We start from the raw sequence: 26,101 nt of genomic DNA on the forward strand, positions 1-26,101 counted from the left end.
AATCCTTTAATTTTGCGTTTAAAAACACTCTTACAAACAACAAATCAATTCACTAGCGAGTGGCTTGATTGTTGGTGACTACATTACTCTTCTACTCGAGAGTAGTTGGCAACATCTTTTAAGACTAAGTCTTTAAAGGCGTCAGCCGACATCTTCTCTGTTGCTTGTTGACCATAGCGACGAACCGTAACCGTTTGGTTATCTTGTTCATCATCACCCAAGACCAACGTATATGGGACCTTTTTGGTTTGCGCTTCACGAATCAAATAGCCCATCTTAGCTTCCTTCGTTTCAACGTTGGCACGCAAGCCGGCTTCCTGCAGCCCTTGCTTAATCTGGTTGGCATAGGCACCATGAGCACCGTTGTTAACAGGAATAATTTGCACTTGCAAAGGTGCTAGCCAAGTTGGGAAAGCACCCTTATAGATTTCAATCAAGTAGGCCGTAAAGCGTTCCATCGTTCCAACAATACCACGATGGAGCATCACTGGCCGATGATTGTCTTGACCATCCTCACCAACATAAGTCAAATCAAAGCGTTCTGGCAACAAGAAGTCCAACTGGATGGTTGACAATGTTTCTTCACCACCCAAGGCCGTCTTGGTTTGAATGTCCAACTTAGGACCGTAAAAGGCCGCTTCACCTGGAGCTTCGAAATAATCCAAGCCCATGTCGTCCATGGCCCGCTTCAACTGCGCCTGTGACTTTTCCCACATTTCATCGTCATCATAGTACTTGGCAGTGTTTTCAGGATCACGGTATGACAAACGGAAACGGTAATCCGTGATATTAAAGTCTTCGTAGACGGCCATTGTCATCTTCAAAATTGACTTGAATTCTTCTTCCAATTGGTCTGGTGCCACGAAAGTGTGCCCATCGTTCAAAGTCATTTCACGAACACGTGACAAACCAGTCAAGGCTCCAGACTTTTCATAACGGTGCATCATACCCAATTCAGCAATACGCAATGGCAAGTCGCGGTAAGAACGTGGCTTGTGCTGGTAAACTGAAATGTGAGAAGGACAATTCATTGGACGCAATTCCAAGTACTCGCCATCCCCCATGTCCATTGGTGGGAACATGTCTTCACGGTAGTGATCCCAGTGACCCGAAGTCTTATACAAGTTCAAGTTTGACAAAACTGGTGTGTAAACATGCAAGTAATCGTTGGCCAATTCCTTGTCGACGATATAACGCTCCACTTGACGGCGGATAGTTGCACCATTTGGCAACCAAACTGGTAACCCTGAGCCAACCTTTTGACTCGTAAAGAACAAATCTAAGTCACGCCCAATATTACGGTGATCACGTTCCTTGGCTTCGGCACGACGTTGCAAATCGGCTTCCAAATCTTCGGCATTCCAGAAGGCCGTTCCATAAACACGTTGCAAAACGGCGTTATCTGATTGACCACGCCAGTATGAACCGGCAACAGAAACCAACTTAAAGTGTTTAATCCAACCAGTTGATGGCACCAGACCACCACGGTCTAATTCAATATGTTCACCTTGAACGGCCACCGAAATCGGCTCGTCTTCAGGCAAATCATTAATCAATTCCACCTTATATGGGTCGTCCTTGAAAGTTTCCAAGGCTTCAGCACGAGTAATTTCATGTGACAAGATCGGCAAATCTTCTTTAACAATCTTCTTCATCATCGCTTCGATTTCTGGGAAATCTTCCACAGAAACTTGGTTTCCAGCACCGTTATCAGTATCGTAATAGAAACCATTTTCGATAAATGGTCCAACTCCGAAGTGTGCATGAGCAAACTTTGGCAAGCGACGCATTGCTTGAGCAAGCAAGTGCGCGGTCGAGTGACGCAGGATGTCCAATGATTCCTCGTCGGCGGTAGTGATTAATTGAAAATCACCACCCGCGGTCAAAGGATCATTCATCCCAACATAGTGTCCATTCAGCTTTGCTGAAACAGACTTTTTTGCCAATGACTTTGCAATGGAACTTGCAACATCAATGGGCTTGATGCCAGCTTCGTAAGACTTCTTAGCGCCATCAGGGAAATTTAATGTAATTTCTGCCATTATGATTGCCTTCTTTCTTTTTTCAATTGCTGATTTGGAAAATAAAACATAAAAAAAACCTTTGTGCGTTTGCACAAAGGGACGTGTCACCGTGGTACCACCCAATTTCCAGATAAAACCAATATCTGGGTCTTTGAGACAGCTAACGGTGTCACCCGGGTTAACTTTCAATTCCTACTCGCTAACCATTCAGAGGTAGTCAAAAAATTAGGGTCCTGCTTACTTCCACCAACCGTAAGCTCTCTATCAGGACTTGCTAACCTAAGTTATCCTCATCAGCAATTTCTATGATTAAATATAACACGACCAAAAAAAAATATCAATTATTTCGCATCAGCCAAAACCTGGGCCAGTGCCTGGCGGGCTTTGTCATCATGGTCCAAAATGCCATTATCATAAACGTTTTGCAAGGCTGCAACTTGGTCTTTATTCAATGCCATATCAAACATCCTCCTTGTATTTGTGACTATTATAAGATAAGAATTTTAAAATTACCAGTCTTTCAAATCAGCTTAGCTCTTCTTTTGTGCAAACAGAGCCACAGTAAATTTTGTATAATAGTACTAAATCTCATAGCCAAAGGAGGCAGACAATGCCTGCAGCAAATCTCACAGCCCAAGTCGTTTTTGCCACAATCACTGGCAACAACGAAGCCGTTGCCGATATTTTAGTTGAAGAACTTGAAAACCAAGGAGTTTTTGTTAAGAAAAGCGAAATCTCTCAAACCGAACCCGAAGAATTACAAAACTTTGATCTCGGTTTTGTTGTCCCTTACACATACGACGAGGGATCACTCCCCGATGAAGGCCTCGACTATTTTGATGACCTCGCTGACGTGGCCTTAACTGATTTTACCTATGCCTTAGCAGGTTCTGGTGACACCTTTTACGGTGACCTCTATTGCCTAGCACTTGACGCCTTTGATGAACAATTTCAAAAGACCGGTGCCAAGCGTGCCGGTGAATTAACCCGGATCAACCTCTATCCGAGTGACCAAGATCGCGAGAAATTATTAGCCTTGGTCCAGGCTGCATTAGCCCAGGTACAAAAATAAATAATTAAAAGCGTTCAAACGAATAGCACAGATTAAAAATTAACGAGCGCTTCACTCCTCTATTAGCAAGCAGCAAAAAAGGCAAGCCCAATCGGGCTTGCCTTTTTTAATTAGCCTTGAAAGTCAAAATTAGTCTTCAGCAGTTGTATAAACAGCCAAAACATCTTCGTTTTCTTCCAGTTCATCGACTAAACTATCCAACTTTTCGCGATCTTCATCAGAAATCGCCATTGGGTTTTGCGCAATCATTGAAACTTCAGCATCAGCGAATTGATAACCAGCTTCTGTCAATGCAGCTTCGACAGTCTGGAAATCGCTTGGCTCTGTGTAAATCTCAAATGCTTCATCAGAAGTTTGTACATCTTCAGCACCTGCTTCCAACGCCGCTTCCAAAATAGTGTCCTCATCCAAATCAGGGTTCTCTGAACGGTCAATCACCAAGTAACCCTTGCGGTCGAATTGGAAGGCAACTGAGCCAGAAGTCCCCAGTGATCCACCGAAGTGCTTGAATGAATTCCGTACAGAAGAAACTGTTCGGTTAATGTTATCAGTTGAAGCTTCAACCAAAACGGCCACTCCAGCTGTTCCATAACCTTCATAAGTTACTTCTTCGAACTTGGCACCACCGGCACCTGAAGCTTTGTCCAAAGCTCGTTGGATGTTATCCTTCGGCATGTTCGCTGCCTTAGCCTTGTCAACAACCAAACGCAATGAAGCGTTCATTTCGGGATCAGCACCGCCAGCCTTTGCTGCAACATATAAGTCGTGCGCAAGCTTTTGGAAAATTTTTCCACGCTTAGCATCTTGGGCGTTTTTACGACCTTGAATGTTATGCCATTTACTATGTCCTGACATTGTGTCTTCTCCTTAAAAAATTAAAATACAATTTATTGTAACAAAAATCGCATTGATTAACCAGAGAAAATTCGATTAGTAATCGTTTCCACCAAGAACCTCAAGGTAAGTCATCGCAGCAGATGAAATCAAGGCTGCTAAGATATCGTCCAAGTAAACGTTGACGGTATCGGTCCGATCGTTAATTTCACCGATCAAGCCAGGCTTTTCATCGTCCAAACGTCCATAATGCACCGTGGCTGCGGCTGAGAATTGTTGGGTAATGCCGATTGCCAAAATTTCATCGACATTGTGACCATTAGCATCACGCTGCAACCGGGCCTTCAATGGTTCTGAATCAGGCATCAAAACTGCTTGTTCATCCAAAAAAATGGCTGTCAAAATGATGTCGGCGACTTCATCCTTGTGCAACACCCGGTTAATCGCCTTATCGAGGGCATCCCCATCAACTTCATCATGAAACTTCTCAATCAAAAAGGTCTCTGTTCCTTCAAAAACGTCCTGCAACGTAACGCCACGGGCAATCAATTTCTCAATGGCTGCTTGTTGGAGTGCTTCTGTCATTTTTTATTTCTCCCCTTCAATCCTTGTTTTGATACAATTCAACGTTCAAAACGTTTTCAATGGCTGCTAGGTTATCGACAATATTGTCCTCTTGTCCTAATGGTAACTGATTTAGCGCCAAAAGGGTATAGGCATAGTCACCAACTGCGCGGTTTGATAATTCTTCGATGTTTAAGTCAAGCTCCCCGACAACCTTTGTAATTTGTCCAATCATATTTGGCACGTTATTGTGCAAAACGCCCAACCGATACTTAGTTGTAAAGGGTTCGTTAATATCTGGGTAGTTGACTGAATTCACAATATTGCCACTGGTCAAATAGTTGTCTAATTGTCTGGCTGCCATCAAGGCAGAAGTATCTTCTGCTTCAACCGTTGATCCACCAATGTGTGGCGTAATGATTACCTTGTCATGATCAAACAAGACATCACTACTAAAATCAGTAATAAACATCCGCAACTTATCAGCATTCAAAGCCTTCACCGCTGCCTCATCGTCGACAATGCCACCCCGGGAGAAGTTAATCAAAGCCGCATTTGTCTTCATTTCTGCCAATTTAGTGGCATCAATAAAGTGGTGGTTTTCTTTCGTATAAGGGATATGCACCGTGACAAAATCAGACTGCTGCAGGACCTCATCGACACTTTTGGCATGCGTAATATGCCGATCAACACGCCAAGCAGTATTAGCATTCAGTCCTGGATCATAACCAATGACCTTCATGCCAAAAGCCAAGGCGATATTAGCAACTTTCGATCCAACATTCCCAAGGCCAATGACGCCAAGCGTCTTTTCATACAGTTCCGTACCACGGTAACCACCCTTGTTGGCTTCCGTGCGCAGTGAAACATCGCCCCCACGAACTTGGTTAGAAAAATTAATCGCCCCCACGATTGGTCGGGCTGCCATAATCAACGCGGCCACTGTTAATTCCTTGACAGCGTTGGCATTGCCACCGGGAGTATTAAAGACTGGAATGCCCCGTTTGGATAAATCAGTCACCGGAATATTATTAAAACCGGCTCCGGCACGAACAACGGCCTTAACTGAGTTTGGAATTTGCTCCTTGTGTAAGTCTTGGGAGCGCAACAAAAGACCATCGGGGTCCTGGTCACCGTTAATCTCATAACCATGATCCTTCAAATAGTCCAAACCGGTATGACTAATCGCGTTATACGTTTTAATGTTCATGATTTGTGTTCCCTCTCCGCTTTCTGCAAAAATGTAATCAATGCCTCGACTGCTGTCATCGGCTGGGCATTATACAAGGATGCCCGAAAACCACCAACCGAACGGTGACCGGCAAGGTTGTGCAGGCCCTCTTGATCAGCTTGCCAGCTGATTTTTCGATCTAAATCATTGTCTCCCGTTGTAAAGACAACGTTTGTTAAGGAGCGTTGCTGACCACAAACAGGGACTTGATAAAAATCAGACTGATCTAAACAATCATAAAGGCGCTTGGCCTTCTTTTGATTGTTTAAGTAAAGTTGCTTGACACCTCCCTGTTCAAAAACCCAATCCAAAACAAGGCTGAGGGCGTAAATACTAAAGACGGGCGGTGTGTTGTACATCGAGTCCTTGTCGATGTATGACTGGTAACGCATCATTGGACCAACACCTTCAATTTTTTGCTCAGCAAGCCAATCTTTTTTAACGATGGCGAGCGTGACACCGGCAGGCCCCAGGTTCTTTTGGGCTCCGGCAAAAATGGCTGAAAAATCAGACACATCGTAAGGCTCAGCTAGAATATTAGAAGACATATCTGCCACCAAGTGTCCAGGAGTTTTGGGCAAGTTTTCTTGATGGTAAGTGCTACCTTCAATAGTATTGTTGGTGGTGATGTGGAGATAGTCATAGTCAGCAGCAGCAAAATCAGCTGGTAACTTTGGCAAAGAGCGGTAGTGGTCTGGCTTTGAGCTAGCGACAATGGTGGATTCTTTGCCAACTTCTTGCGCGGCCTTGGCTGCCTTATTGGCAAAGTTACCGGAATCTAAAACCGCAATTTTGTTCTTCTGATTTGCCAGGTTGAGAGGGAGCATCTCAAACTGTAGAGATCCCCCACCTTGAATAAAGAGCACGGCGTAATCGTCTGGGATGTCCATCAATTGACGCAGGCGTTCTTCTGCATGATGAATAATCCCATCAAACTGGGAGCTACGATGAGAAATCTCTAAGATACTGTAATGCGAGTTTTCCTCCTTCTCCAAGTCTTCTCGAATCTGCTTAATCACCGAACTCGGCAGGACCCCTGGCCCAGCCGAAAAGTTATAACTACTCAACGTTTTTCCTCCTTCTGCACCAACAAAAAAAACACAGGGCAGCCTCTAGCGCCCCGTGCCCAATACGGTCAAAATAAAAGAACTGAAAGACACACAGTAAACTTAAAAGTTCAGACGCCAGCGGCTGATTGTAGTCCATCAATCGTTGGTAAGTCCCATTACCTGCGGGCCTACTTCTCCTCGATTAGTATCCATTTTAAGAAAATTTTAATTAAAGTCAAGACTTGTAATTAGGACTTATCCAAGGTATAATTTTACTTGTTTGTTGCCGATGTGGCGGAACTGGCAGACGCGTACCGTTCAGGTCGGTATGGTGATTTCACCGTGCAGGTTCGATTCCTGTCATCGGCATAGAACAATGCTTTAAAACAAGCATTTCTTGCTTCAAGTGTACAAAAAATGTACAAAACAAATAAAAAAACACCTCAAATCTTAATTGACTTGAGGTGTTTTTTATTTTTTCTTATGCTAGCTGCTCAATAGTTCCCACAAATTCATGACCACTACCAGCGCTTACTACTACATATTTGAGTTTTACTCTTTCTCCTTACACTGAAATCCAACCGAAAAACAAAGGTGAAAAAAAACAAAAGTGTAAATTTTATTTAAAAAGCAAAACAGTTTCCCACCAGAATTGCTTTTCTGTCGGGAAAATTCTATACTCATAACTGTTGTTCTTGTTAATTTTTCTAACATTTTTATCCAAGGACCAATTTTTGTTATTTTGCAAAAAAATAAAAACATTTCAAAGGAGTCCTTCTTTTTTATGATAACAGACCATTATTTACAAGCCTTTCTTTTCCTGCTGCCGATGGGCATTTTAGCCGGAATTGTCAGTACTACTGCAGGGCTGGCCTCTCTTGTTTCCTACCCCGCGCTTTTAGCAGTCGGGATTCCACCAGTTTTTGCTGATGTTACCAACACCGCCGCCCTCGTGATGACTGGTTTTGGTTCCATGTTTTCTTCCAAAAAAGAATTAACCAGCCATAAAAAAGAATTGATTAAAATTTTTCCATTAACTATTTTAGGATCAATCTTTGGTGCTTGGCTACTCCTATCACAGCCCGCTTCCTATTTTTCTAAGATTGTTCCCTTCTTTGTCTTGCTTGCCGGTTTACTCCTTTTTTCACAAATCAATAAATCGAAGTCAAACCCGCTCAACTTGACTCGTGATGAATCAATGGAAAACGATGCCCATTCACCAGTCTATAAAACAGTGATTTCTGTCGCCATTCTGTTGGTTGGAATGTATTGTGGTTACTTCGGTGCGGCCGGTGGCGTGATGCTTTTAGCCATCCTTTCTGCCACGACCACGATGAACTTCTCATCCTACAATGCGGTCAAGAACGTTTCCCTTGGTGCATCAAACTTGATTGCAACCCTGATTTACGCCTTTTCTTCCCACATTTACTGGGGACTGGCACTACCAATGGGGATTGGCCTCTTCATCGGTGGCTATATCGGTCCAAAAATCGTCCGCGTTATTCCAGATAAGATATTAAAAATCATTGTTAGTATTTTAGCAGTCTTGCTAGCTATTGACCTCTTCGTGAAGGCTTATTTCTAAAAGTAAATCCGCATCATCCAAAAGAGTTGACCAACTACCGGTCAGCTCTTTTTGCTTTCTTCAAAACTCGCAAGATTCATTGGTGAAACCAACTATCAGACCTATAATCAATTTAGATAGTATGGTATAATTTCTTTATTGTATCTTTTAAAAATACAATAAGAGACACTACCTCTTAAATTCAACTAACCATCATACGCTTAGCATCGAAAGGAGTTTTCATGAAAGTATTAATTATTGGCGCAACAGGAATGGCAGGTTCCGCAACAGTTAAGGCAGCATTGGCTGCCGGCGATGAAGTCACTGCCAACGGTCGGTCAGCCGACAAACTTGCTGATTTGAAAAAGGAATTTCCAACCATTAGGACATTGCAAAAGGATGCCTTTGAATTAACACAAGATGATTTGGCAGCTTTTGACGTTGTCGTCGATTCTTTTTCAGCTCCAACCAAGGCTTTCTTGCAAATTGACCTGGCTGCCCACCTCGTTCACCTCGTCCGTGAACAAGAAAAGCCACGCCTGGCCTTTATTCTTGGTGCCGCTTCACTCCATACCGGAGATGACCGTCACCTCTTGCTTGACGATTTAAAGAAAATTCCAGGATCAGAAGAATGGGTGAGTGTACCAGCCAACCAGGTTCTCGAACTCGATTTTTTGAGAAGTGTTGAAAACGTTTCTTGGTTTGGAATTTCACCATCGATGGACTTCATTGCTGGCCCAGCCGATCCTAAGCCATTAATGGGACAAGATGATCTTTTGACCAATGATGAAGGAAAATCAGTGGTGACAAGTGCTACCCTGGCCAACGCCTTAGTGGCCGAATACCACGATCCAAAACATCCTAACCAACGTTTTACCATTGCTAACCACTAATCAATGATTTGTTAACAAAAAGGCCCCGAAATTTCAAATTTTCGGGGCCTTTTCAGCGTTCACAACATGTTCACGGTTATCATTATAGGATTAAGTTCGATTTCTAGTGAAAAAGCCCCGAAGCTGTTTCTGGCGGTGACCTTCAGCACTAGCATCTCGTTCTTGTGTATTCGTTTGCTCTGACTTCATAGGTTCTTTTGCGCTCGTTGAATCTAATTCTACAGATTCTTCTAAGTAATTTTTATCTGGTTCTGGTGTTGCAGTGGTCCCCTCAACAGCCTGGGTTGTTTTTCCCTGAGCCGAATCAATTAATTGCAAAGCATCTGGTGACTCTGACAATTTGTCAACTACCTGATTTTGATTCACCGCAACCCCTAACTGAGATAGTACAGATTCTTGCCGATCTTGCGTCAATGGGGGTAAATCACTCGGCACTAAAACTGGTCCTAATGGCGGCAAAGGTTGATCAGGTGCGACGTCTTGATTGGTAGCAGTGACGAACAGACTTTTTTCACCAGCAACTTTCTCTGGGTGCTGCTGGCCATCTGAATTACTGTCTTGCTTTTTCTTCATTGACGAATCACGGTTGACCTCACCGCCCCGAATTTGCTTTTTTTGCGTCTGCTCATCTTTTTTACGTTGCTTTTCTTCCTCACGGGCTGCTCGAATCCGTTTCAGCTTTTCCTGCCGACTTTCTGGCCATTCAGGATAAGCTAATTGCTGCAGAAGTTCTGTCTGAGGGCGGATAACCTGGATGGGACTAGCACTTTTCGCCAAAGAGTAGTGAACCAATAAACTGTCATTGGCATCCAGCAATCTTTCAATTTGTTCTGGTAGTGAGGACAAAAAGTCCGATAAATCAGCTGAATACCGGTCAATCCCTGCTGGCAAAACAAGCTGGTCGGGATTGGCAACAATTGCTTTTGCCCCTTTCACGGCCTGCCGGTATTGCAATGCCATCATGGAGGAAACCAAACCATAGCCAACAAATTCAACGTCCTTAGCACGAGCTTGCTTTTTGGCTTGATTGATCACTTTCAAGACTTCTTCATTATAAAAATCTTGGCAATGAAGCAAATCAGTCGCAAGGTACAAAACTGCCTGCGGTGATTTTTTCACCGCGTGAATTGGATAAGCTGTTTGACGAAATTCTGGTTCCGAAAGAATCACTCGCAGGGTTTTACTAGCCAACTGATTTGGCATATCCAGATACGCCCCGAGGAATTCGGTAATTTGCTGGTCCTGGTCGAAAAGCCAGCCAGCCACTTTTTCCGCCACCGTTACCTCATAAAAAGTAAAATCACCCGTCCCAGCCGACATTAAGTCTAATCGGTAGTGATCATAAATCCTTGGAACCTTTAAATCCAAAAAGTCGCCGTTTTGGTACTGGCTACTGATAACTTGATCCTTTTCGTCAAAAAAAGTCCAGTTCAAGTAGGCGTGCATTCGTTTGGAATTTTGCACCCGCCGAGTGGTTTGATAAATGCGACCCGGCTTCAATCGGGGTAAATCAGAAAAAGACTTATCCTGATAATAATTCGCTGCATCCGTCCATGAGGCAATGACTTGGCCAGAAGGCAAAAAGTGGTTCGTATAATGAACCTCATCCTCCTTGATAAAGTCAACAATTGCTCCCTGCAATTCATGAAGGGCCGTTTGCGGTTGCCAATAAATTTGATATTGCATTAACGCCAGCCCTCCTGTTTAATAACTTTGGCCTGTCGACCAATCTCTTTTTTCAAAAATTCAACCATCGCCTCTACTTGATCTTCATGATAACCGGGCATTTGCTCGCGATTAACGGCGACATGATGATGACGGAAATATTCCAATAGTTTTGGTAATGATTCCCCATCATATTCGTCCTGAGTCGTCGTAAAGAGCGAAACCTCACCATTACGCCAAGTCAATTGATCCAACGAATGCCAGAGTTTTTGATTTAAACGTTCAGTATCCGATCGATCAAGCCGACCGGTTAACAAATAGCGAACATCTAAAATCCAATCATGGTTAACACCGCTATGAGCAAAGTCCCCCTTGGCAGTGAAGGTTCCCAAATTGATAATTGGCTTAGCCAACACCAAGTGATCAGCAGCAACCTGACCCGCATAGTACATTGCTGCGTAAGAACCCATTGAATATCCAGCTAAAATCAGTTCGTCGTCTGTTACTCGCACTGCCTCTTGAGCGCTCCTGATTTTTTTCTTAATCAAGCCCTCGTATTCTTCATTGCCGACCATGAAAGCACCGCCTTGGGCTCTGGGATCCGTCAAAAGTAAGTATGGATAGCCCAAATCAGACAGTGGCCCCATCATCTCAAATCCTTCCACGTGAAGGCGAGTGCCGACGAAGAGCACAACCAGTGGCCCCTTTTTAGTGCCCGGGTTAAAGTAAGAAAGAACTTCCTGCCCATCCTCAGTCATATCCCGACTTCCACCAGGCAAAAAATACCCTAACCCGTGGCGAGACCGCCGTTGGTGCACATTATGCAGGTTCAGGGTTCCCTTGCCCTTGGCAAGCACGAGAATTTGATAATCCTGGTACGAAGCTGGCGCCTTAATCGCCGTCAATCGCCGCATTGCAGGTCCTTGAATCATCTGTAATTGCTGTAAATGACCATTATGGTAAAACACAAAACACAATGCTAATTCAGCATCCCCAGTCTGTTCGTAATCACAGTAGACAAGGTTCTCTTGTTCTGGCTGATAGTCCCCTGGAAAGGTTTTCAACGTGCCAATTTGCTGGTAGTCAGCGCCAAAATCGCCATCAATCGCCGTCGAAAACCGCCCCGACCGCTTGAGCTGCCAACGATAATTTTTGACCGGCAAAAATTGCGTTTCAGAGAAACGAGTTGGAAAACCAGCTTGTCCCAAATATAAATCACGAATAATTCGATCAGCCACCTCTGCTGGCTTTTTTTCCTGAAAATAAAATGCACCACGATCATCTAGCGCCTGCTGCAACTCCCGGTTGAAGCCAACGGTATTTCCCAAATAAATAACTCGATAAGCCGGCCACTCCCTGATTTGACGAGACAAAACAGTCGAATCAATCACGAAATCGGTCAACAAAACATATGTATAAGCTAAAAAACTGGGATCTTGTTGTCGAGCCAACAAGAAAGGTAAGTCCAAGCTAGTAGTATAATGCCAGTCCAAATTTTCGTTTTGAACTTGGTCGGTCCAATCCACTTCTCCAATTTGTAAAATTGACATCTGGGCCATCACGGTCCTCCTTCAAAAGTTATTCAATAGTTAGTTGTCCTTCATCGCATCAGCCAAGCTATTCCCGTTTAACTCAATTACCTTCTGACGGCTAACTTTTTGTTTAAAATCAGCGTAACTCAACCCGCCATTTAGCAGCTAAAGCGTCACTGGCATAGTCCGATTGAATCTTTAGCAAAGAATCCTGAACTCCCTGCCAATTTTGTTGATCCAAGAGCCAATTCAAACTCGTCACAATATCACTAACACTTTGAACGTGCTTTGTCTCTGGTGCCTGGTAGGCCGTTTGGGTTTTGGTCAGAGAAGGCAGCCCGTATGCCAAGGCTTGTGCTTGTAGCGACAAATCGACCTCATCGGCGAGATCAATCACGACCGATGCGGTTTGCAGATACTCCTGTCGCTTTTGAGGTGTCTGCCAATCAACTAGAACAAACTGAGCAGGCAACGTCTCTAACCGTTCGGGGGACAAAGTTTGGCTCTGCGCCAACTGACCTAATTTTGCGGTTAACAATTGCTGAAAGCCAACCTGCCACATATCATTTTCAACAATAATCACCAAATCATCATGCTCAATCGCCAAGTCAAAAAGTGTGGTAAAGATATGGTTGGCATAATCAACTGAAAGCGAACCCAAGCGCCAATAGCAAACAAAGTGCTTCTTTGGTACAGCATTTTTAGTCGCCAAATCAACAGAAAAGGGTCCCAAAACAAGCGGTTGGTGAACTAGGTTGAAAGCAGATGAAAGTGGCACTTGCCCCGTGACAGTTTCAAAAGACAACAGATCGTTTGGACCCAATTTTTGGCTAGTTTCAGCCCCGTAAAATGGATAGTCCAAGACTAAGACCCGCTGATTTCCTTTGATTTGCTGAGCAATGGCTAAATTTTTTACCGAAGGTTCGACCAGGAGGGTTTGGTCTGACAGCGATTGGAGATGCAAAACCACCAGTGATTCAATCAAGACCCCCATTTCAGTAAAAGTTTGCTCAGAACCGTCCGGTAACAGCGCCTTCACTTGACCGGTCTGACAGTCCTCTTTTGCAACAACCGCGCCACTTTGGCTAAGATAGTCAATCGTCTGCAATGATTCTTCTTGGTAGGTCAATACCCGTGAAACAAAGCCCCGATCATCAATCGTCAGTTGTTGCTCAAGTTGACCATTTTTCAGCAAATCAATGCGATCAATCAAATCTGCTTTGGGATAAGTAAAATAGATTGTCGCATAGTGGACTAAGTCAACCAAGACCACGATTCGGTCATACATGCGAACAAATTCAGCATTTTTTGGCCAAGTAAAATCAGTTAAATCAAGTGGCTGACGATCCTTTTGCGTTACTTGTTGCAATTCGTCATAGGCTGACCAATATTGAATGGCTTCAATCTGCGCCTGACCCAGCCAGGTTCTCAACCGTGGCAAGTAATTGGCAAAAATAACCGTCACCTGGTCTTCGGCACGCAAAAAGAGCTTGGTCAAAGCCAGACTACTATCAACTTCGTTTTTTGAGTTCGAATTTTCTTGCCAGGTGGGCAATAAGAATATGTTCAAGGTTTCTCTCCTTTATCAACCTCAAGCGAACAGTTCAACCTTATCTAAGGGAAGTCCCGCCTTCTTTAGTTTTTCGTGGTCACTTTTTGCCACCAATACACGGCTAACACCATATTTTTGTTTCGTTAAGACCATGACCAAATCAGGCCAGACATTTCCCTGTTCATCCAAAACACCCTGTGGCAGGGCCAGAGTTGACCCCGTTGGTGCTAAAACTAAACAACGGTCAACTGTACTAATTTGGACATCGCAGTGTCCCTGCTTTGCTATCACATGTTCCAAGTAATTCTCGGCAGAATCATAGTGGCGCTGCCTTTGATCAAGAACAAAGTTGCGCATCCCTTGAAAATAAAAGTCTTGGCAAACCAGCTGATCAAAGCCAACGTAAAAATCAGATTGAAGCAGTTGGCCATTACTAAAATATTGTTTGGCGAACAAACGGCCATTGCGTTGATAAATGTCTTTACGCTCGACTTGACCACCTGCGTTCTGCCAAGTCACGGCCTGCACGAGGCGGTTAGAATTGGCGAACCAGCGTACGTCCGCCACCAAGTGTCCAGCCACGGAGATACTCTTCGTCCAATCCTGATTGACAACTAATTGACCCTGGTTAGGAACTTTTAAATCATAAAACCAGAGTCCCTCACCAGCTACTTGATCGGCCAAATAACTTTGACTACAAAGGTCAAAAACTTGGTGTAATTCTAAGCCAAGATCACGGGCAATTTGAACAGCATCTTCATGTGGGGTTGCCAGCCAAAGTTCATCCAACTCACCAGCCAGCACTTGATTAATTTGCCAAGCAACTGCCTGCTGGTTTCTTTCATCAAAACTATTAATTAGTGCAGCTTTCATGCTAGTTCATCCTCCAATTCCACCCATTTTTCAGTAACCTTTTCTGTCAAAAATGGCCGGCAAGAAGCGATTGCACCAGCTGAAAGCCGATCGTAATCTTGGAAACAAGATAAAATAGCCTCCGCAAGCTGGACCACATTGTTGTTACGATCAGCATCGGTTGTTAAAAAATCAGCCAAATAACCATTTTCACCGGGATGGATCAATTCCTTAGCGCCAAAGTTATTTGCATAACTAGCAACTGGGAGGCCCTGACTTAATGCTTCCAGATAAGTCAAGCCAAATCCCTCAGAGTATGACGCGGAAACAAAAACATCATAACGCTGCAAATCCTTTGTCACATGCTGAGATAAACCAGCTAAGACAACGCGATTAGTCAAACCAAGATCCTTAATTTGCTTGGCTAATTTTTGCTGCTCGGCCCCGGCACCATAGATAGTCAAATTGACGTCATGACCACGTGCCACTAAAACGTGAACAGCATCAATAATTTGGTCAATGTGCTTTTCTTCATGCAAACGCGAGGCTGTCACCAAATTTAGTTTTTGATTCTTCCTGGTCTTTTTTTGGCCAAGACTCGTTACCCCACCAACGGGAATGGCATCTATCTTATCGAGGTTTTTCGCTGCGGTATAACCTTGCAAATCACTCTTTAGAGCCTCTTTTTGTGCCTTGGTTGCCACAACAACCGCATCATACTGGTCCAAATGATCCAATGTGTACTGATAAAAATTATTAAAAAGAATGTGCCCGTTCTCTTCACTCACCTTGTGGTTAGCATGAACCATGCCAACAATTTTCTGCGTCGAACCCGCTACTTTTTGTCGGACCAGGGCTTCATCATAGAATGTTCCCCGATCAATAAAATACGTATTTTGTCCAAAATGTACTTCAAGTTGATTTAAGAAAAAAGTCACTAACTCGTCAAAAGTCAAGAAATAGTAATTTTCCCCTAAGAAATTCGTCAGATGAATGTCCTGCATGATTTTTTCACCTGGCCCCTGTCGATACGACCACTCGACCTGATGTGTCCCCTTCGTCAAGGAAACATAAGCATCATCAACAATATAGATATTTTTTTCTGTATTAAAAATCTTATCGCGTAAACGACGAATTTGGTAATTACCGGAACTTTGAGTCGTAATCATGCGCTGCGTATCGGTTTGATCAATTAAAATCTTTTCGTGGCTCTTGTGCACTTCGTCAGCAGGCAAACCATTATCCAAGTAGTCAAAAGGGTCGGCAGCTAACAAAAAGTCATAAAGACCAATAACCTGATTTTCTGGTAAATGCCATTCACGCATATGAACATGCAAATCTTGCAGTAAATCAGTAAAGACAATTTTGAATGGTAATTGTCCCTTTAAAAAGCACTGGGCCCGATAGAATTGAGCATGTTCAACGCCCGAATTGCCGTGACCCATACCTTGGTTAAGAAAAAAATTCATAAAGACTCATACTGCTTTCATTCAGATTTTTGTTAAAATAATGGCAAGAAAGGGCTAACCAAGGACTCGGTTACCCCTTTAATGCACTTAATTAACGTTGTGCCAGAGCCTGAGCTGCTGTGATGATGGCTACCTTGACCACATCATCTTTAGAAGCACCCCTGGAAAGGTCTGAAACCGGCTTGGCCAGTCCTTGCAAAATTGGGCCAATCGCCTCAAACCCGCCCAAACGTTGGGCAATCTTATAGCCGATATTCCCCGCTTCCAAACTTGGAAAGACAAAGACATTCGCCTGACCAGCCACCGCTGAGTCGGGTGCCTTGGCATTAGCTACCTTTTCAACAACGGCTGCGTCAAATTGCAAATCGCCATCAATTTGTTCGGCTAATTCTGGTGCCAATTCCTTGGCTATCTTTGTCGCTTCCTGAACCTTTTCAACTTGGGCACCCTTAGCAGACCCCTTCGTTGAAAATGAAAGCATGGCCACCTTTGGCTTGATACCAAAAATCTTAGCAGTATGGGCTGATTGAATAGCTATTTGGGCCATCGTTTCAGCATCAATGTCGATATTAATGGCACAGTCAGCAAAGACAAAACGCTGATCTCCTTTTTGCATAATAAAGGCACCAGAAATTCGGCGCGAACCAGGAGCCGTCTTAATTAACTGGAGGGCTGGACGTACCGTATCACCAGTTGGATGCACTGCCCCAGAAACCATCCCCTCGGCAGCCCCCATTTGGACCAGCATCGTACCAAAGTAATTTTCATCTTGGAGCCACTTTTCAGCTGTTCTTTCATCCGTCTTGCCCTTACGGCGCTCAACTAAGGCCTTAATCATCTTGACGCGTTGATCTGCTGAAACGGTTTTGATATCAACAATTTCCACCTGGTTTAGACTTAATTGAAGTTTCTTTGAAAGGGCAACAATCGCCTCTTTTTCACCCAAAATAATTGGGTTGACCAAGTCTTCTTGGGCCAATTCAACGGCTGCTGTCAAAACCCGCTCGTCGGTTCCCTCAGGAAAGACCAGGCGAATTTTTTGGCCCTTAATTTCTGTTTTAAACTGATCGAAAAGTGACATATTTCTGCTCCCTTTTGTTCGTTAGTCTTTTCTAAAGTATACCAAAATTTCTTTCTTTTATTAGCCCTTTACGGGCAAATTTCAAACTTATTTCAACCAGTTAACAGGCACCTCTTGGTGCCTTTCTAAAAAGGCATTGGTCTTTGAAAATGGTTTAGAACCAAAGAAACCTCGATAGGCAGCCAATGGGCTTGGGTGTGGTGCCATTAAAATGAGGTGTTTTTCAGCATCGATTAAACGCGCTTTTTGCTGAGCTGGCTTCCCCCACAGGATGAAAACTTTTGGCCGTTGATCAGCACTCGCTGCCTTAATCGCTGCATCTGAAAGCTCTTCCCAGCCTTTTTTTTGATGGCTATTGGCTTGACCGGCAGCAACCGTCAAAACCGTATTTAACAGCAAAACACCTTGACTTGCCCATGTTGTTAAATCATGGCTTGACCGATTAAACCCGACATCACTGGCCAATTCTTTTAAGATATTACGCAATGACGGTGGCGCTGCTAAAGTATCAGGCACTGAAAAGGCCAGACCCTGGGCCTGACTTTCGCCATGATAGGGGTCTTGACCTAAAATAACTACTTTCGTTTGCGCTAACGGTGTCTTCTCAAAAGCCAAAAAAACGTTTTCACGCTGCGGATAAACTGGTTTTTGAGGATTTTGATAAATTTCATTTAAAAATGATTCGGCCCGGTGCTGATAGCCTATTGGCAAAAGAGGGGCTAAGGCCTGGTCCCAGTCAGTTTTGGTCAAAGAAAAATCAGCCATAGTGTATACTACTCCTAATAAGACATTTCATTAACACTGTACCAAAGAAAATGATGAGAGAAAACGCCACCTAAAACGTTTTTACCCAATCTTAAGGACTCTTTATGCTTAGCCGAGACAAACTACTTGATTTAAAAGAACAATACATGGCCGACCCACAGTCACTAGCCAAAATTGATGCGGTAATTCAAACTCTGACAGCCCTTGATTACCAACAGCTGCCACCGCACCAGCTCCCCAATCTTCTCGAAGATGTCAAATCCTTAAGTCGCCATCCAGAACGTCTCCTTCTTGATGACGCATTAGCACAGCTAAGGGAAACACTGATTGTCAACTACGGGCTCTGGTTTTTACCAAACACAGATTGGGTTCAGGATTTAGTCCGCTTCGCCGATTCTCGACCGATTGTTGAGTTAATGGCCGGTAATGCCGCACTTTCTGCTGCACTAAAAGCGCAAGGACATGTTGTGACAGCTGTCGATAATCTCGATTGGAGTGGACAGGATAATCAACGGCCTGTCCCCTGGACAGCCGTTAGCAAACAAGCTGCACTCACAGCCGTCAAAGAGAGTCTCCACAAAGCCGATGACCCAAATTCTCAACCAATTTTTGTGATGGCTTGGGCACCAGATACCAGTGATGATGACTGGCAAATTTTACAGTATCTGCGGAGCCAGTCCCAACCTTTTCACTTAATTGTCATTGGTGAAAAGAATGGTGCCACCAATTCAAAAAAATTCTGGCAAGAGGCTGATTTGGAATTAAATGCTGTTTTAAATCAGCATTATCGAGCCTTTGACATGATTCAAGATGCCGTTTATCTGGTACATTGATCAGTTAAGCAAGATAAAAATTTATTAATTTTAACAAAAAAGAAGGCCAAAGCCTTCTTTTTTTGATCGACCTAAGTCTGGAGACAATATCAATCTGATTTTTATAAAATTGGTGCCAGCAGCCTGGCGACATACTGTTTAAAGACCAGCCAACGGCCCTGTTGGGCAAAACTCGTCACCGTTTGCTCACTGGAAACAGTTAAATCCTGCTTAAAGACATGGGCAAGATGATGAGCTAAGTCAGAGTCGTATAGAAAGGCATTCACTTCGAAATTCAACTTAAAGGAACGAAAATCCAAATTAGCCGAACCAACAGAAGCCAAATGGTCATCAACCACCATCGTCTTAGCGTGCAAGAAACCATTTTGATAATAATAAATCTTAATTCCGTACTTAGCTAACTGCGCAGCATAGTACTGGGTAGCTCGATAAACAAAAGGGTGGTCTGGCATACAAGGGACCATAATTCGGACATCAACGCCCGAGTTAGCGGCAATTCGTAAAGCATCAAAGGTTGAATCATCGGGGATTAAATAAGGTGTTTGAATCCAGCAGCGTTTTTTGGCCAATTGGATTAAGCGGATATAGCCCATCTTAATTTGTTCGTCATCTGTTTCAGGACCGGAAGTCACAATTTGTAAGTTTGACTTGCCCTGCAACGCTAATGACAACGGTGGAAAGTAACAGTCTGACGTCACCGCCATCGGTCTCTTAGGATCAGAGGCGTTCCAATCCAACAAAAAATGAGCTTGAAGTGAGTAAACGCCCGAACCTGTCATTCGCAAGTGGGTATCGCGCCAATGGCCAAATTTTTTATCACGGCCAAGGTATTGGTCGCCAATATTAAAGCCACCAACATAGCCAATTTTACCATCAATCACCACGATTTTACGGTGATCACGAAAGTTCAGCTGAAAATCGATTAGTGTCAGTCGCCTTTTCAAGAAAGGCGCAGCATGACCGCCCGCCGCTCGCAAGGGTGCAAAGAACCGCTTGGTGGTTCCAAAAGATCCCAGGGCATCGTAAATTACGTGCACCTCAACACCGGCTCGAGCCCGTTCAACTAAAATATCTCTGATTTCATGACCCAGCTTGTCACTATAAAAAGTATAGAACTCAAGGTTAATATTTTTTTCTGCCTGCCTCAAATCCTCTTTTAAGTGGTCAAAGAAATCCCGACCGGAAGTCAGGACTTTCACCCTATTTTTTGTTGCCAAGGAGGTTTGATTAATATTTTGAAACAGTGTCACCAAAGACTGGGCCTGAACTAAGGAAGCTTGCGTTTCGTTAAAATGCGGAACGAACCCCTCTCGTTTACCACGCTCATCGGCTTCTTGAATCAAATCGGCGATTTTTTCATTCATCGCCGATGTATCCTGGCCTTGATAGGCAAAAAGCCGGCGCTGTGATAGCTTCCGGCCCGCAAAAGAATAAATAATAAAACCAAGAACCGGAATTAAAATCAGCACCAAAATCCAAGCCCAAGTAGCGGCGATGTCTCTTGGTTCCCGAAATACCGTAATAACGGCAACGGTTGTATTAATCATTAAAAGTACTAATAGTGTTGTGAGCATCTGCTTGCCTTTATTTCACCCTGTGAAAGTCCGGTTTTGTACCAGCTGCTAGTCCTTAGTATTCCATCAAAGCAACAAACGGTACTTCGCCGGCTTCCATAATCTTCTCTCGACCGTGGAGGTCCTCTAATTCAATAATAAAGGCAACCCCGGCCACAACGCCACCTAATTCTTCCACAATCTTTCGGGTAGCATTGATGGTTCCACCAGTTGCTAAAAGGTCATCAACAATCAAGACCCGTTGCCCTGGTTGGATAGCATCCTCGTGAATTTCCAACTCATTAACACCACCGTACTCCAAAGTATAAGAAGCTGAGACGGCTTTACGGGGTAGCTTACCAGACTTACGCGCTGGTACAAAACCGATGCCCATGGCATAGGCCAATGGTGAACCAACAATGAAGCCCCGTGATTCTGGTCCAGCAATCAAGTCGACATCTAAGTCTTTGGCGAAGTCAACAATTTGATCAATTGCCTGCTGATAAGCTGGTCCATCACCCATCAATGGTGAGATGTCACGGAAAGAAACACCAGGTTCTGGATAATCTTCCACAGTGGCAACATAATCATGTAAATCAATTTTACTCATTTTTTATTTCCTCAAACCGGGTTCATTAACCGGCAAAATACCGCTGGTATGTGACAGAGTTTGCCAAGGGCTTTTTACTGGTACTTGGTAAACACAAAATGGTCCCTGCATTCATTTTAACAAAACCAAGGTCCAAAAAGACCTGAATCATTAATTTAAATTGCTTTTCTTGCATTGAAAGTTCGGATAATACAACTTCTAAATGCCCGATAATGTCCAAATTTTGGTGTCCGTACAAATATTTATATAATCTGGCAAAGTCTTGACTATTCGTTTGACCGATTACCTGGGCCAATGTTTTGGATGAATTTTTAACCGTAGCTTGTGCAGTCTGGGCTACTTGCTTGTTAACCTGACGAACAGCTGGCCCCATTGGCGTAGGCTGACCTTGTTCCGTTGCGACAAAGGCTAAATCTTCCAGCATCAGCTGCAACCTAGTTTTACCGGCAAAGGTATTTACACCAACCTTACCTGCTAGTGTTGCCTGCCTTTTTTCTTGGGCTTCTTTCACCAACTCGGGCTGGTTGAAGGCCAAAGCTTCAACAAGGCCCCGCCCACCACGGAAATTCAGCTTCAAGTGTTGATTGAGCGCTCCCATTGATTGCACCGACTCTAACGGTACATCCTCAACAGCAATGACCGGCTGTGGGTTTCCTTGCCCAAATGGCTCAAGTAAGGCTAATTGCTGGTAAAAATCAGGCGTTAAAAGACGCGGCTGCACAACCAAATTAACAGCCAATTTTTGATCAGCAAATTCCAGGTCGGCCCCATCTTGTTGAACCAAGCTTTGGACTACCGGCAATTCGTCCTGCACCATGCTCACTCCTAAAGCACCAGCATGACCACCGAAACTAGTAAAGTGATCACTATAGGCCTGCAAGAAGGCGTGCAAATCAAAGTCCCCAAAGGACCGACCAGAACCCTTGTAAACGCCATCAACGAGTGCAAGAACCACCACGGGCTTTTTCACTAATTCGGCCAAACGGGCAGCGACAATGCCAAGAATCCCCTGGTGCCAATCTTGACCGGCAATCAGTAAGATATTGTTCTGCTGATTTTTTTTGTCTAAAGCTTGCTCTTTTGCCTGGTCAAAAACAGTATCCACTAAAGTTCGGCGTTGATCATTGAGCTGTTCGACTTCCTTAGCAATTGCCTTAGCTCGGTCCGGGTCCTTTGTTAGCAAAAGTTCCAACCCTAACTGACCATTGGCTAGTCGACCAATTGCGTTTAACCGTGGCGCAATCTTGAAACCGATCGTCTCAGCTAAGATTGCTTGTCCCTTGGCATGTTTGGCACTCTTTAACAGTGCTGCTAAACCAGGTCTGGGATTTTCCTCAATTTGCTTAAGTCCCCAGGTCACAAAGGCTCGGTTTTCATCAGTCAAAGAAACCACATCGGCCACAGCCCCCATGGCAACCAAGTCCAAAAATTCTACTGGTAAGTCTTCCAACGATTCAGCGGGTTGGCCATCGGCTAAAATTGCCTGGGCAACCTTAAAAGCAACCCCCGCTCCTGATAAATCAGTAAAAGGATAATTTCCCTCTGGATGACGTGGGTGGATGATCGCATAGGCCTCAGGCAAGGTTTCTGGCAGTGCGTGATGGTCAGTCACGACCACATCAATGCCAGCACCTTGCGCCCAAGCAATCGCCTCGTGCCCACCCACACCGTTATCAACGGTGATAATCAAACTTGCACCGGTTTCTTCAACTAAGCGTTGATATGTCTTCAGATTAGGCCCATACCCATCTTCAAATCGGTTTGGAATGTAGGGGGTGACTTCTGCACCAAGCGAGGTTAATGTTTCCACCATAATCGCGGTACTCGTGATGCCATCGACATCATAGTCACCGTACACCAATATTGGTTCGGCAGTAAACACCGCTTCTTGAATCCGCTCCACTGCTTTTTCCATATCGAAAAATTCGTTTGGATCATGAATACTTTGAAAATCAGGGTGCAAAAAAGCTTGGGCCTCTTTAACATCCTTGATGCCGTTTTGCACCAAAAAACCTGCTGTAACTGGGTTTAAGTGTAATTGTTCCTGTAACCATTGGCTACTTGTTTGATTCGGTTGGTCTAACAACCGCCAATTACTTGGTACCATGCTGCTCCTTCTTGAATGGGACATCAACCACGTCGAAGTCACGGGCAACATAGGTATTTGGGAACAAATGCTTCACATCGCTTATGAACTTCTTTAATAATGGGCCAATATAGCGGGCAGAGATGTGGACTAAGACTAATTTGCCAATATGACTGTCAAGTGCGAGGTTAGCCGCATCACGAGAGGTGGAATGTCCATGTGCCCGTGCTAATTTACTTTCTTCTTTACTTTGACCATAGGTTGATTCGTGGACCAAAACATCTGCACCTTGTGCCAAAATCTTGGCTTGGTCGTTTGGAAGTGTATCCAAAATAAAGGTCACGACCCGGCCCGGCTGGGCTGGGCCAAGATAATCCTGACCGTTAATCACACGACCATCGTCCAAGGTAACTGTTTCGCCAGCCTTTAAGCGGCCATAAACAGGACCGGCCGGAATTTGATCAGCCTTTACCTTATCAATCAGCAACTCTCCTGGATGTGCTTTTTCTTCCACCCGAAAACCCCAGGCCTCAATTCGGTGCTTCAAGGGAGCCGCGACCACTCGGAAGGTTTCATCTTCAAAGATCGTTCCGACCTCAATTTCCACATAGTGAACTGGATAAGACAAGTGCGTATCTGAAATTCGTAAAGCCGTTTGAACAAAAGACTTCAAACCCTTGGGGCCATAAATCGTCAGCGGTTCACTTTTATCGGCACCCTGAAAAGACCGGGAGGACAATAAACCAGGTAAACCGAAGATATGGTCGCCATGCAAATGGGAAATAAAAATTTTTTCAATCTTTCGCGGGCGAATTGTTGTTTGCAAAATTTGGTGCTGGGTCGCTTCCCCAACATCAAAAAGCCACACAGCATTCCGTTCATCAAGCAGCTTCAAAGCAATGCTAGCCACATTGCGAAATTTAGATGGTTGGCCCGAGCCGGTTCCTAAAAATTCCAGTTCCATCGGTCTTGTCCTTTATCCTCTATTCGATCTACCGATGCTTACTAGTACAAATTAATCATCTGCTAATTCACTCTTAATATCATCCAATAGGTCGCGTTCTTCATTTGTAAATACCCGATTTTCTAACAAATCAGGTCGACGCAAGTATGTCTTTTTTAACGCTTCTTTCAACCGCCATTCAGCGATTTTACCGTGGTTTCCAGAAGTTAAGACTTCTGGTACGCTTAGCCCTCGAAAGTCGGCTGGTCGCGTGTATTGTGGGTATTCTAGCAAGCCGTCAGCGAATGAATCACCTGCTGCCGATTCGGCATTGCCCAAGACATGGGGTAAAAAGCGCACCGTTGCATCAATCATAACCATCGAGGCTAGCTCCCCACCAGTTAACACATAATCACCCAGTGAAAGTTCCTCATCTACCAAGGTCTTGATTCGTTCATCATAGCCTTCATAATGACCGGCAATAAAAGTTAAATGGTCATAGTTCGCCAATCGCTTTGCATCCGTGTGGTCAAACTTCTTTCCAGCCGGATCCAACAAGATGACATGCCCAGCACTTTTTTCAGGACTATTTTCCTTGACAGCTTCTAAGGCATCAAAAATCGGTTGGGGCGTCAGTAACATGCCAGCCCCACCACCGAAGGGATAGTCGTCAACATTATTATGTTTGTTTGTCGTATAATCACGAAAGTCGGTCACGGCAAAATCAAGGTCACCACGGTCGATGGCCTTGCCGATAATTGATTGACGCATCGGTGCAAACATATCTGGAAAAAGGCTTAAAACATCAATTTTCATCGTCAAATAACCCTTCCAAGACATCAATGGTAATCAGCTTATCAGCCACATTGACTTCTTTTACGACGTCATCGATCACCGGAATTAAGCCATCTTTGCCTTTGGGACGCTTCATAATCCAAACATCGTTGGCTCCGGTCGTCATAATTTCTTTGATTTCACCCATAGTTTGCCCGTTTAAGTCGACGACGGTGCAGCCAATGATTTCGTTGTAGTAATACTCCCCATCGTCAAGGTCAGCGCGGTCTGCTTCATCAACAAAGATGTCCTGGCCCTTAAAAATTTCAACCTGGTTAATATTATCAACACCCTCAAAGGTGACCAACCACATGCCCTTATGAACCCGGGCCTTGGCAATCGTTTCCTTGACATATTTTCCCCGGTCCAAACGATAAATAGCTTGGCCCTTTTGAAAGCGGTCGTCCGCAAAATCCGTAATGGCTTTGATTTTTAACTCACCACGAATGCCGTGTGTATTGACAATCGTTCCAATTTTAAAGTAATTTTTTGTTTCCATACTCTCTATTATAGCAAAGCTTTGCTTATCTTAGCTTGTTCAAAAAGAAAAAAACTACCAAATGAACTTTGGTAGTTTCCACTTTAAAAACCAGTTTGTCTTAAACCAATTCCAACAAATCAGCCTTCTTAGCTGATGCTGGGTAGTCGATACCCTGGGCGTCCAAGTATGCCTTAATTTCGGCAACCTTGTTCTTAGCCGTTGGCTTTTCAGATGAAGCAGCCGCAGCTGGCTTAGCAGCTACCGCTTTCTTTGTCTTAGCAGGCTTTTCAGAAGCTGCAGCAACCTTTTGTTCAGCATACTTAGCCATGATTCCAGCCTTTGACAACAAGTTACGAGCTGTATCAGATGGTTGTGCACCATTTGCCAACCAAGCCAAGATCTTAGCTTCGTCCAACTTTACTTCTGCTGGAACAGTAATTGGGTTATAAGTTCCCACTGTTTCGATAAAACGACCGTCACGTGGTGAACGTGAGTCAGCGATAACAACGCGGTAGAATGGACGCTTCTTAGCACCCATCCGCTTCAAGCGAATTTTAACTGCCATAATATAATTCCTCCGTATTTCTTTACTTCTCTATTATGCCAAATATAAA

23 protein-coding genes, 1 tRNA gene and 1 other annotated feature are annotated in these 26,101 nt (G+C 44.1%); of the genes, 5 read left to right on the forward strand and 19 right to left on the reverse strand.

The genetic code is table 11. The features are described from left to right. Window positions 1-83: 83 nt before the first annotated feature. Window positions 84-2,042, reverse strand: coding sequence for a threonine--tRNA ligase (thrS, locus tag ACSYSR_RS00860; RefSeq protein ID WP_489816394.1), 1,959 nt, complete (start codon window positions 2,040-2,042; stop codon window positions 84-86). A gap of 74 nt (window positions 2,043-2,116) precedes the next feature. Continuing rightward, window positions 2,117-2,330 (reverse strand) — a binding site (T-box leader). 304 nt (window positions 2,331-2,634) lie between these two features. Between thrS and ACSYSR_RS00865 the strand changes: the two genes are divergently transcribed. Beyond that, window positions 2,635-3,096: a flavodoxin domain-containing protein gene (locus tag ACSYSR_RS00865; RefSeq protein ID WP_489816393.1), complete on the forward strand. Its 462-nt coding sequence runs from the start codon at window positions 2,635-2,637 to the stop codon at window positions 3,094-3,096. Window positions 3,097-3,225: 129 nt separating this feature from the next. Here ACSYSR_RS00865 and ACSYSR_RS00870 read toward each other — a convergent pair whose 3' ends face one another. The 4 genes from ACSYSR_RS00870 to serC all read right to left on the reverse strand — a co-directional run bounded on the left by ACSYSR_RS00870 (window position 3,226) and on the right by serC (window position 6,792). Further along, window positions 3,226-3,951, reverse strand: coding sequence for a YebC/PmpR family DNA-binding transcriptional regulator (locus ACSYSR_RS00870; RefSeq protein ID WP_252774131.1), 726 nt, complete (start codon window positions 3,949-3,951; stop codon window positions 3,226-3,228). Between the two features lie 75 nt (window positions 3,952-4,026). After that, the gene (locus ACSYSR_RS00875; RefSeq protein WP_252774132.1) at window positions 4,027-4,515 is read right to left on the reverse strand and encodes a phosphatidylglycerophosphatase A family protein; all 489 of its coding nucleotides are present in this window, start codon (window positions 4,513-4,515) and stop codon (window positions 4,027-4,029) included. A 16-nt stretch (window positions 4,516-4,531) separates the two neighbouring features. Further along, a complete protein-coding gene (locus tag ACSYSR_RS00880) occupies window positions 4,532-5,707 on the reverse strand; it encodes a 3-phosphoglycerate dehydrogenase family protein (protein ID WP_489816537.1) in 1,176 nt (391 codons plus the stop codon). After that, window positions 5,701-6,792, reverse strand: a complete 1,092-nt coding sequence (gene serC / locus ACSYSR_RS00885) for a 3-phosphoserine/phosphohydroxythreonine transaminase (RefSeq protein ID WP_489816392.1) — start codon at window positions 6,790-6,792, stop codon at window positions 5,701-5,703. Before serC ends, ACSYSR_RS00880 begins: the two co-directional genes overlap by 7 nt. 267 nt (window positions 6,793-7,059) lie before the next feature. Here serC and ACSYSR_RS00890 point away from each other — a divergent pair. The 3 genes from ACSYSR_RS00890 (at window position 7,060) to ACSYSR_RS00900 (ending at window position 9,231) form a co-directional block, all read left to right on the forward strand. Next, a tRNA-Leu gene (locus tag ACSYSR_RS00890) sits at window positions 7,060-7,143 on the forward strand. A 415-nt stretch (window positions 7,144-7,558) separates the two neighbouring features. Further along, window positions 7,559-8,359 carry a sulfite exporter TauE/SafE family protein gene (locus ACSYSR_RS00895; RefSeq protein ID WP_252774134.1) on the forward strand — a complete coding sequence of 267 codons (801 nt, stop codon included), beginning with the start codon at window positions 7,559-7,561 and terminating at the stop codon, window positions 8,357-8,359. Window positions 8,360-8,580: 221 nt separating this feature from the next. Continuing rightward, window positions 8,581-9,231 carry an NAD(P)-dependent oxidoreductase gene (locus tag ACSYSR_RS00900; protein ID WP_489816391.1) on the forward strand — a complete coding sequence of 217 codons (651 nt, stop codon included), beginning with the start codon at window positions 8,581-8,583 and terminating at the stop codon, window positions 9,229-9,231. A gap of 90 nt (window positions 9,232-9,321) precedes the next feature. Here ACSYSR_RS00900 and asp3 read toward each other — a convergent pair whose 3' ends face one another. The 7 genes from asp3 to ACSYSR_RS00935 all read right to left on the reverse strand — a co-directional run bounded on the left by asp3 (window position 9,322) and on the right by ACSYSR_RS00935 (window position 18,147). After that, window positions 9,322-10,917, reverse strand: a complete 1,596-nt coding sequence (gene asp3, locus ACSYSR_RS00905) for an accessory Sec system protein Asp3 (RefSeq protein WP_489816390.1) — start codon at window positions 10,915-10,917, stop codon at window positions 9,322-9,324. Continuing rightward, window positions 10,917-12,455, reverse strand: coding sequence for an accessory Sec system protein Asp2 (asp2, locus tag ACSYSR_RS00910; protein ID WP_489816389.1), 1,539 nt, complete (start codon window positions 12,453-12,455; stop codon window positions 10,917-10,919). The genes asp3 and asp2 overlap by 1 nt, the downstream gene beginning before the upstream one ends. Before the next feature lie 109 nt (window positions 12,456-12,564). Further along, entirely contained in the window at window positions 12,565-13,998 is a 1,434-nt protein-coding gene (asp1, locus tag ACSYSR_RS00915; RefSeq protein ID WP_489816388.1) for an accessory Sec system glycosyltransferase Asp1, read from the reverse strand. 21 nt (window positions 13,999-14,019) lie between these two features. Then, window positions 14,020-14,853: a glycosyltransferase gene (locus ACSYSR_RS00920; protein WP_489816387.1), complete on the reverse strand. Its 834-nt coding sequence runs from the start codon at window positions 14,851-14,853 to the stop codon at window positions 14,020-14,022. After that, entirely contained in the window at window positions 14,850-16,301 is a 1,452-nt protein-coding gene (locus ACSYSR_RS00925; RefSeq protein ID WP_489816386.1) for a glycosyltransferase, read from the reverse strand. Before ACSYSR_RS00925 ends, ACSYSR_RS00920 begins: the two co-directional genes overlap by 4 nt. Before the next feature lie 91 nt (window positions 16,302-16,392). Then, window positions 16,393-17,382: a phosphate acetyltransferase gene (pta, locus tag ACSYSR_RS00930; protein ID WP_489816385.1), complete on the reverse strand. Its 990-nt coding sequence runs from the start codon at window positions 17,380-17,382 to the stop codon at window positions 16,393-16,395. A gap of 87 nt (window positions 17,383-17,469) precedes the next feature. Beyond that, window positions 17,470-18,147: a uracil-DNA glycosylase gene (locus tag ACSYSR_RS00935; protein WP_489816384.1), complete on the reverse strand. Its 678-nt coding sequence runs from the start codon at window positions 18,145-18,147 to the stop codon at window positions 17,470-17,472. Between the two features lie 104 nt (window positions 18,148-18,251). Between ACSYSR_RS00935 and ACSYSR_RS00940 the strand changes: the two genes are divergently transcribed. Then, window positions 18,252-18,980: an SAM-dependent methyltransferase gene (locus tag ACSYSR_RS00940; protein ID WP_489816383.1), complete on the forward strand. Its 729-nt coding sequence runs from the start codon at window positions 18,252-18,254 to the stop codon at window positions 18,978-18,980. 101 nt (window positions 18,981-19,081) lie between these two features. Here the strand turns inward: ACSYSR_RS00940 and cls are convergent, their stop codons facing one another. From cls to rpsP, 7 genes are all read right to left on the reverse strand, one after another. Continuing rightward, window positions 19,082-20,554, reverse strand: a complete 1,473-nt coding sequence (cls, locus tag ACSYSR_RS00945; protein WP_489816382.1) for a cardiolipin synthase — start codon at window positions 20,552-20,554, stop codon at window positions 19,082-19,084. A 55-nt stretch (window positions 20,555-20,609) separates the two neighbouring features. Next, complete coding sequence (locus ACSYSR_RS00950) at window positions 20,610-21,143, reverse strand: adenine phosphoribosyltransferase (RefSeq protein WP_489816381.1); 534 nt, start codon at window positions 21,141-21,143, stop codon at window positions 20,610-20,612. A gap of 25 nt (window positions 21,144-21,168) precedes the next feature. Further along, window positions 21,169-23,250, reverse strand: a complete 2,082-nt coding sequence (gene recJ / locus ACSYSR_RS00955) for a single-stranded-DNA-specific exonuclease RecJ (protein ID WP_489816380.1) — start codon at window positions 23,248-23,250, stop codon at window positions 21,169-21,171. After that, window positions 23,237-24,193 (reverse strand): ribonuclease Z, encoded by a 957-nt coding sequence (gene rnz / locus ACSYSR_RS00960; RefSeq protein WP_489816379.1) that lies wholly within the window; start codon window positions 24,191-24,193, stop codon window positions 23,237-23,239. The genes recJ and rnz overlap by 14 nt, the downstream gene beginning before the upstream one ends. Window positions 24,194-24,244: 51 nt before the next feature. Next, window positions 24,245-24,988 carry a tRNA (guanosine(37)-N1)-methyltransferase TrmD gene (trmD, locus tag ACSYSR_RS00965; RefSeq protein WP_252774406.1) on the reverse strand — a complete coding sequence of 248 codons (744 nt, stop codon included), beginning with the start codon at window positions 24,986-24,988 and terminating at the stop codon, window positions 24,245-24,247. Beyond that, complete coding sequence (rimM, locus tag ACSYSR_RS00970; protein ID WP_252774147.1) at window positions 24,978-25,505, reverse strand: ribosome maturation factor RimM; 528 nt, start codon at window positions 25,503-25,505, stop codon at window positions 24,978-24,980. The genes trmD and rimM overlap by 11 nt, the downstream gene beginning before the upstream one ends. Before the next feature lie 100 nt (window positions 25,506-25,605). Continuing rightward, complete coding sequence (rpsP, locus tag ACSYSR_RS00975) at window positions 25,606-26,052, reverse strand: 30S ribosomal protein S16 (protein WP_489816378.1); 447 nt, start codon at window positions 26,050-26,052, stop codon at window positions 25,606-25,608. Between the last annotated feature and the right edge of the window lie 49 nt (window positions 26,053-26,101).

Source organism: Fructobacillus sp. ESL1096, assembly GCF_058511985.1.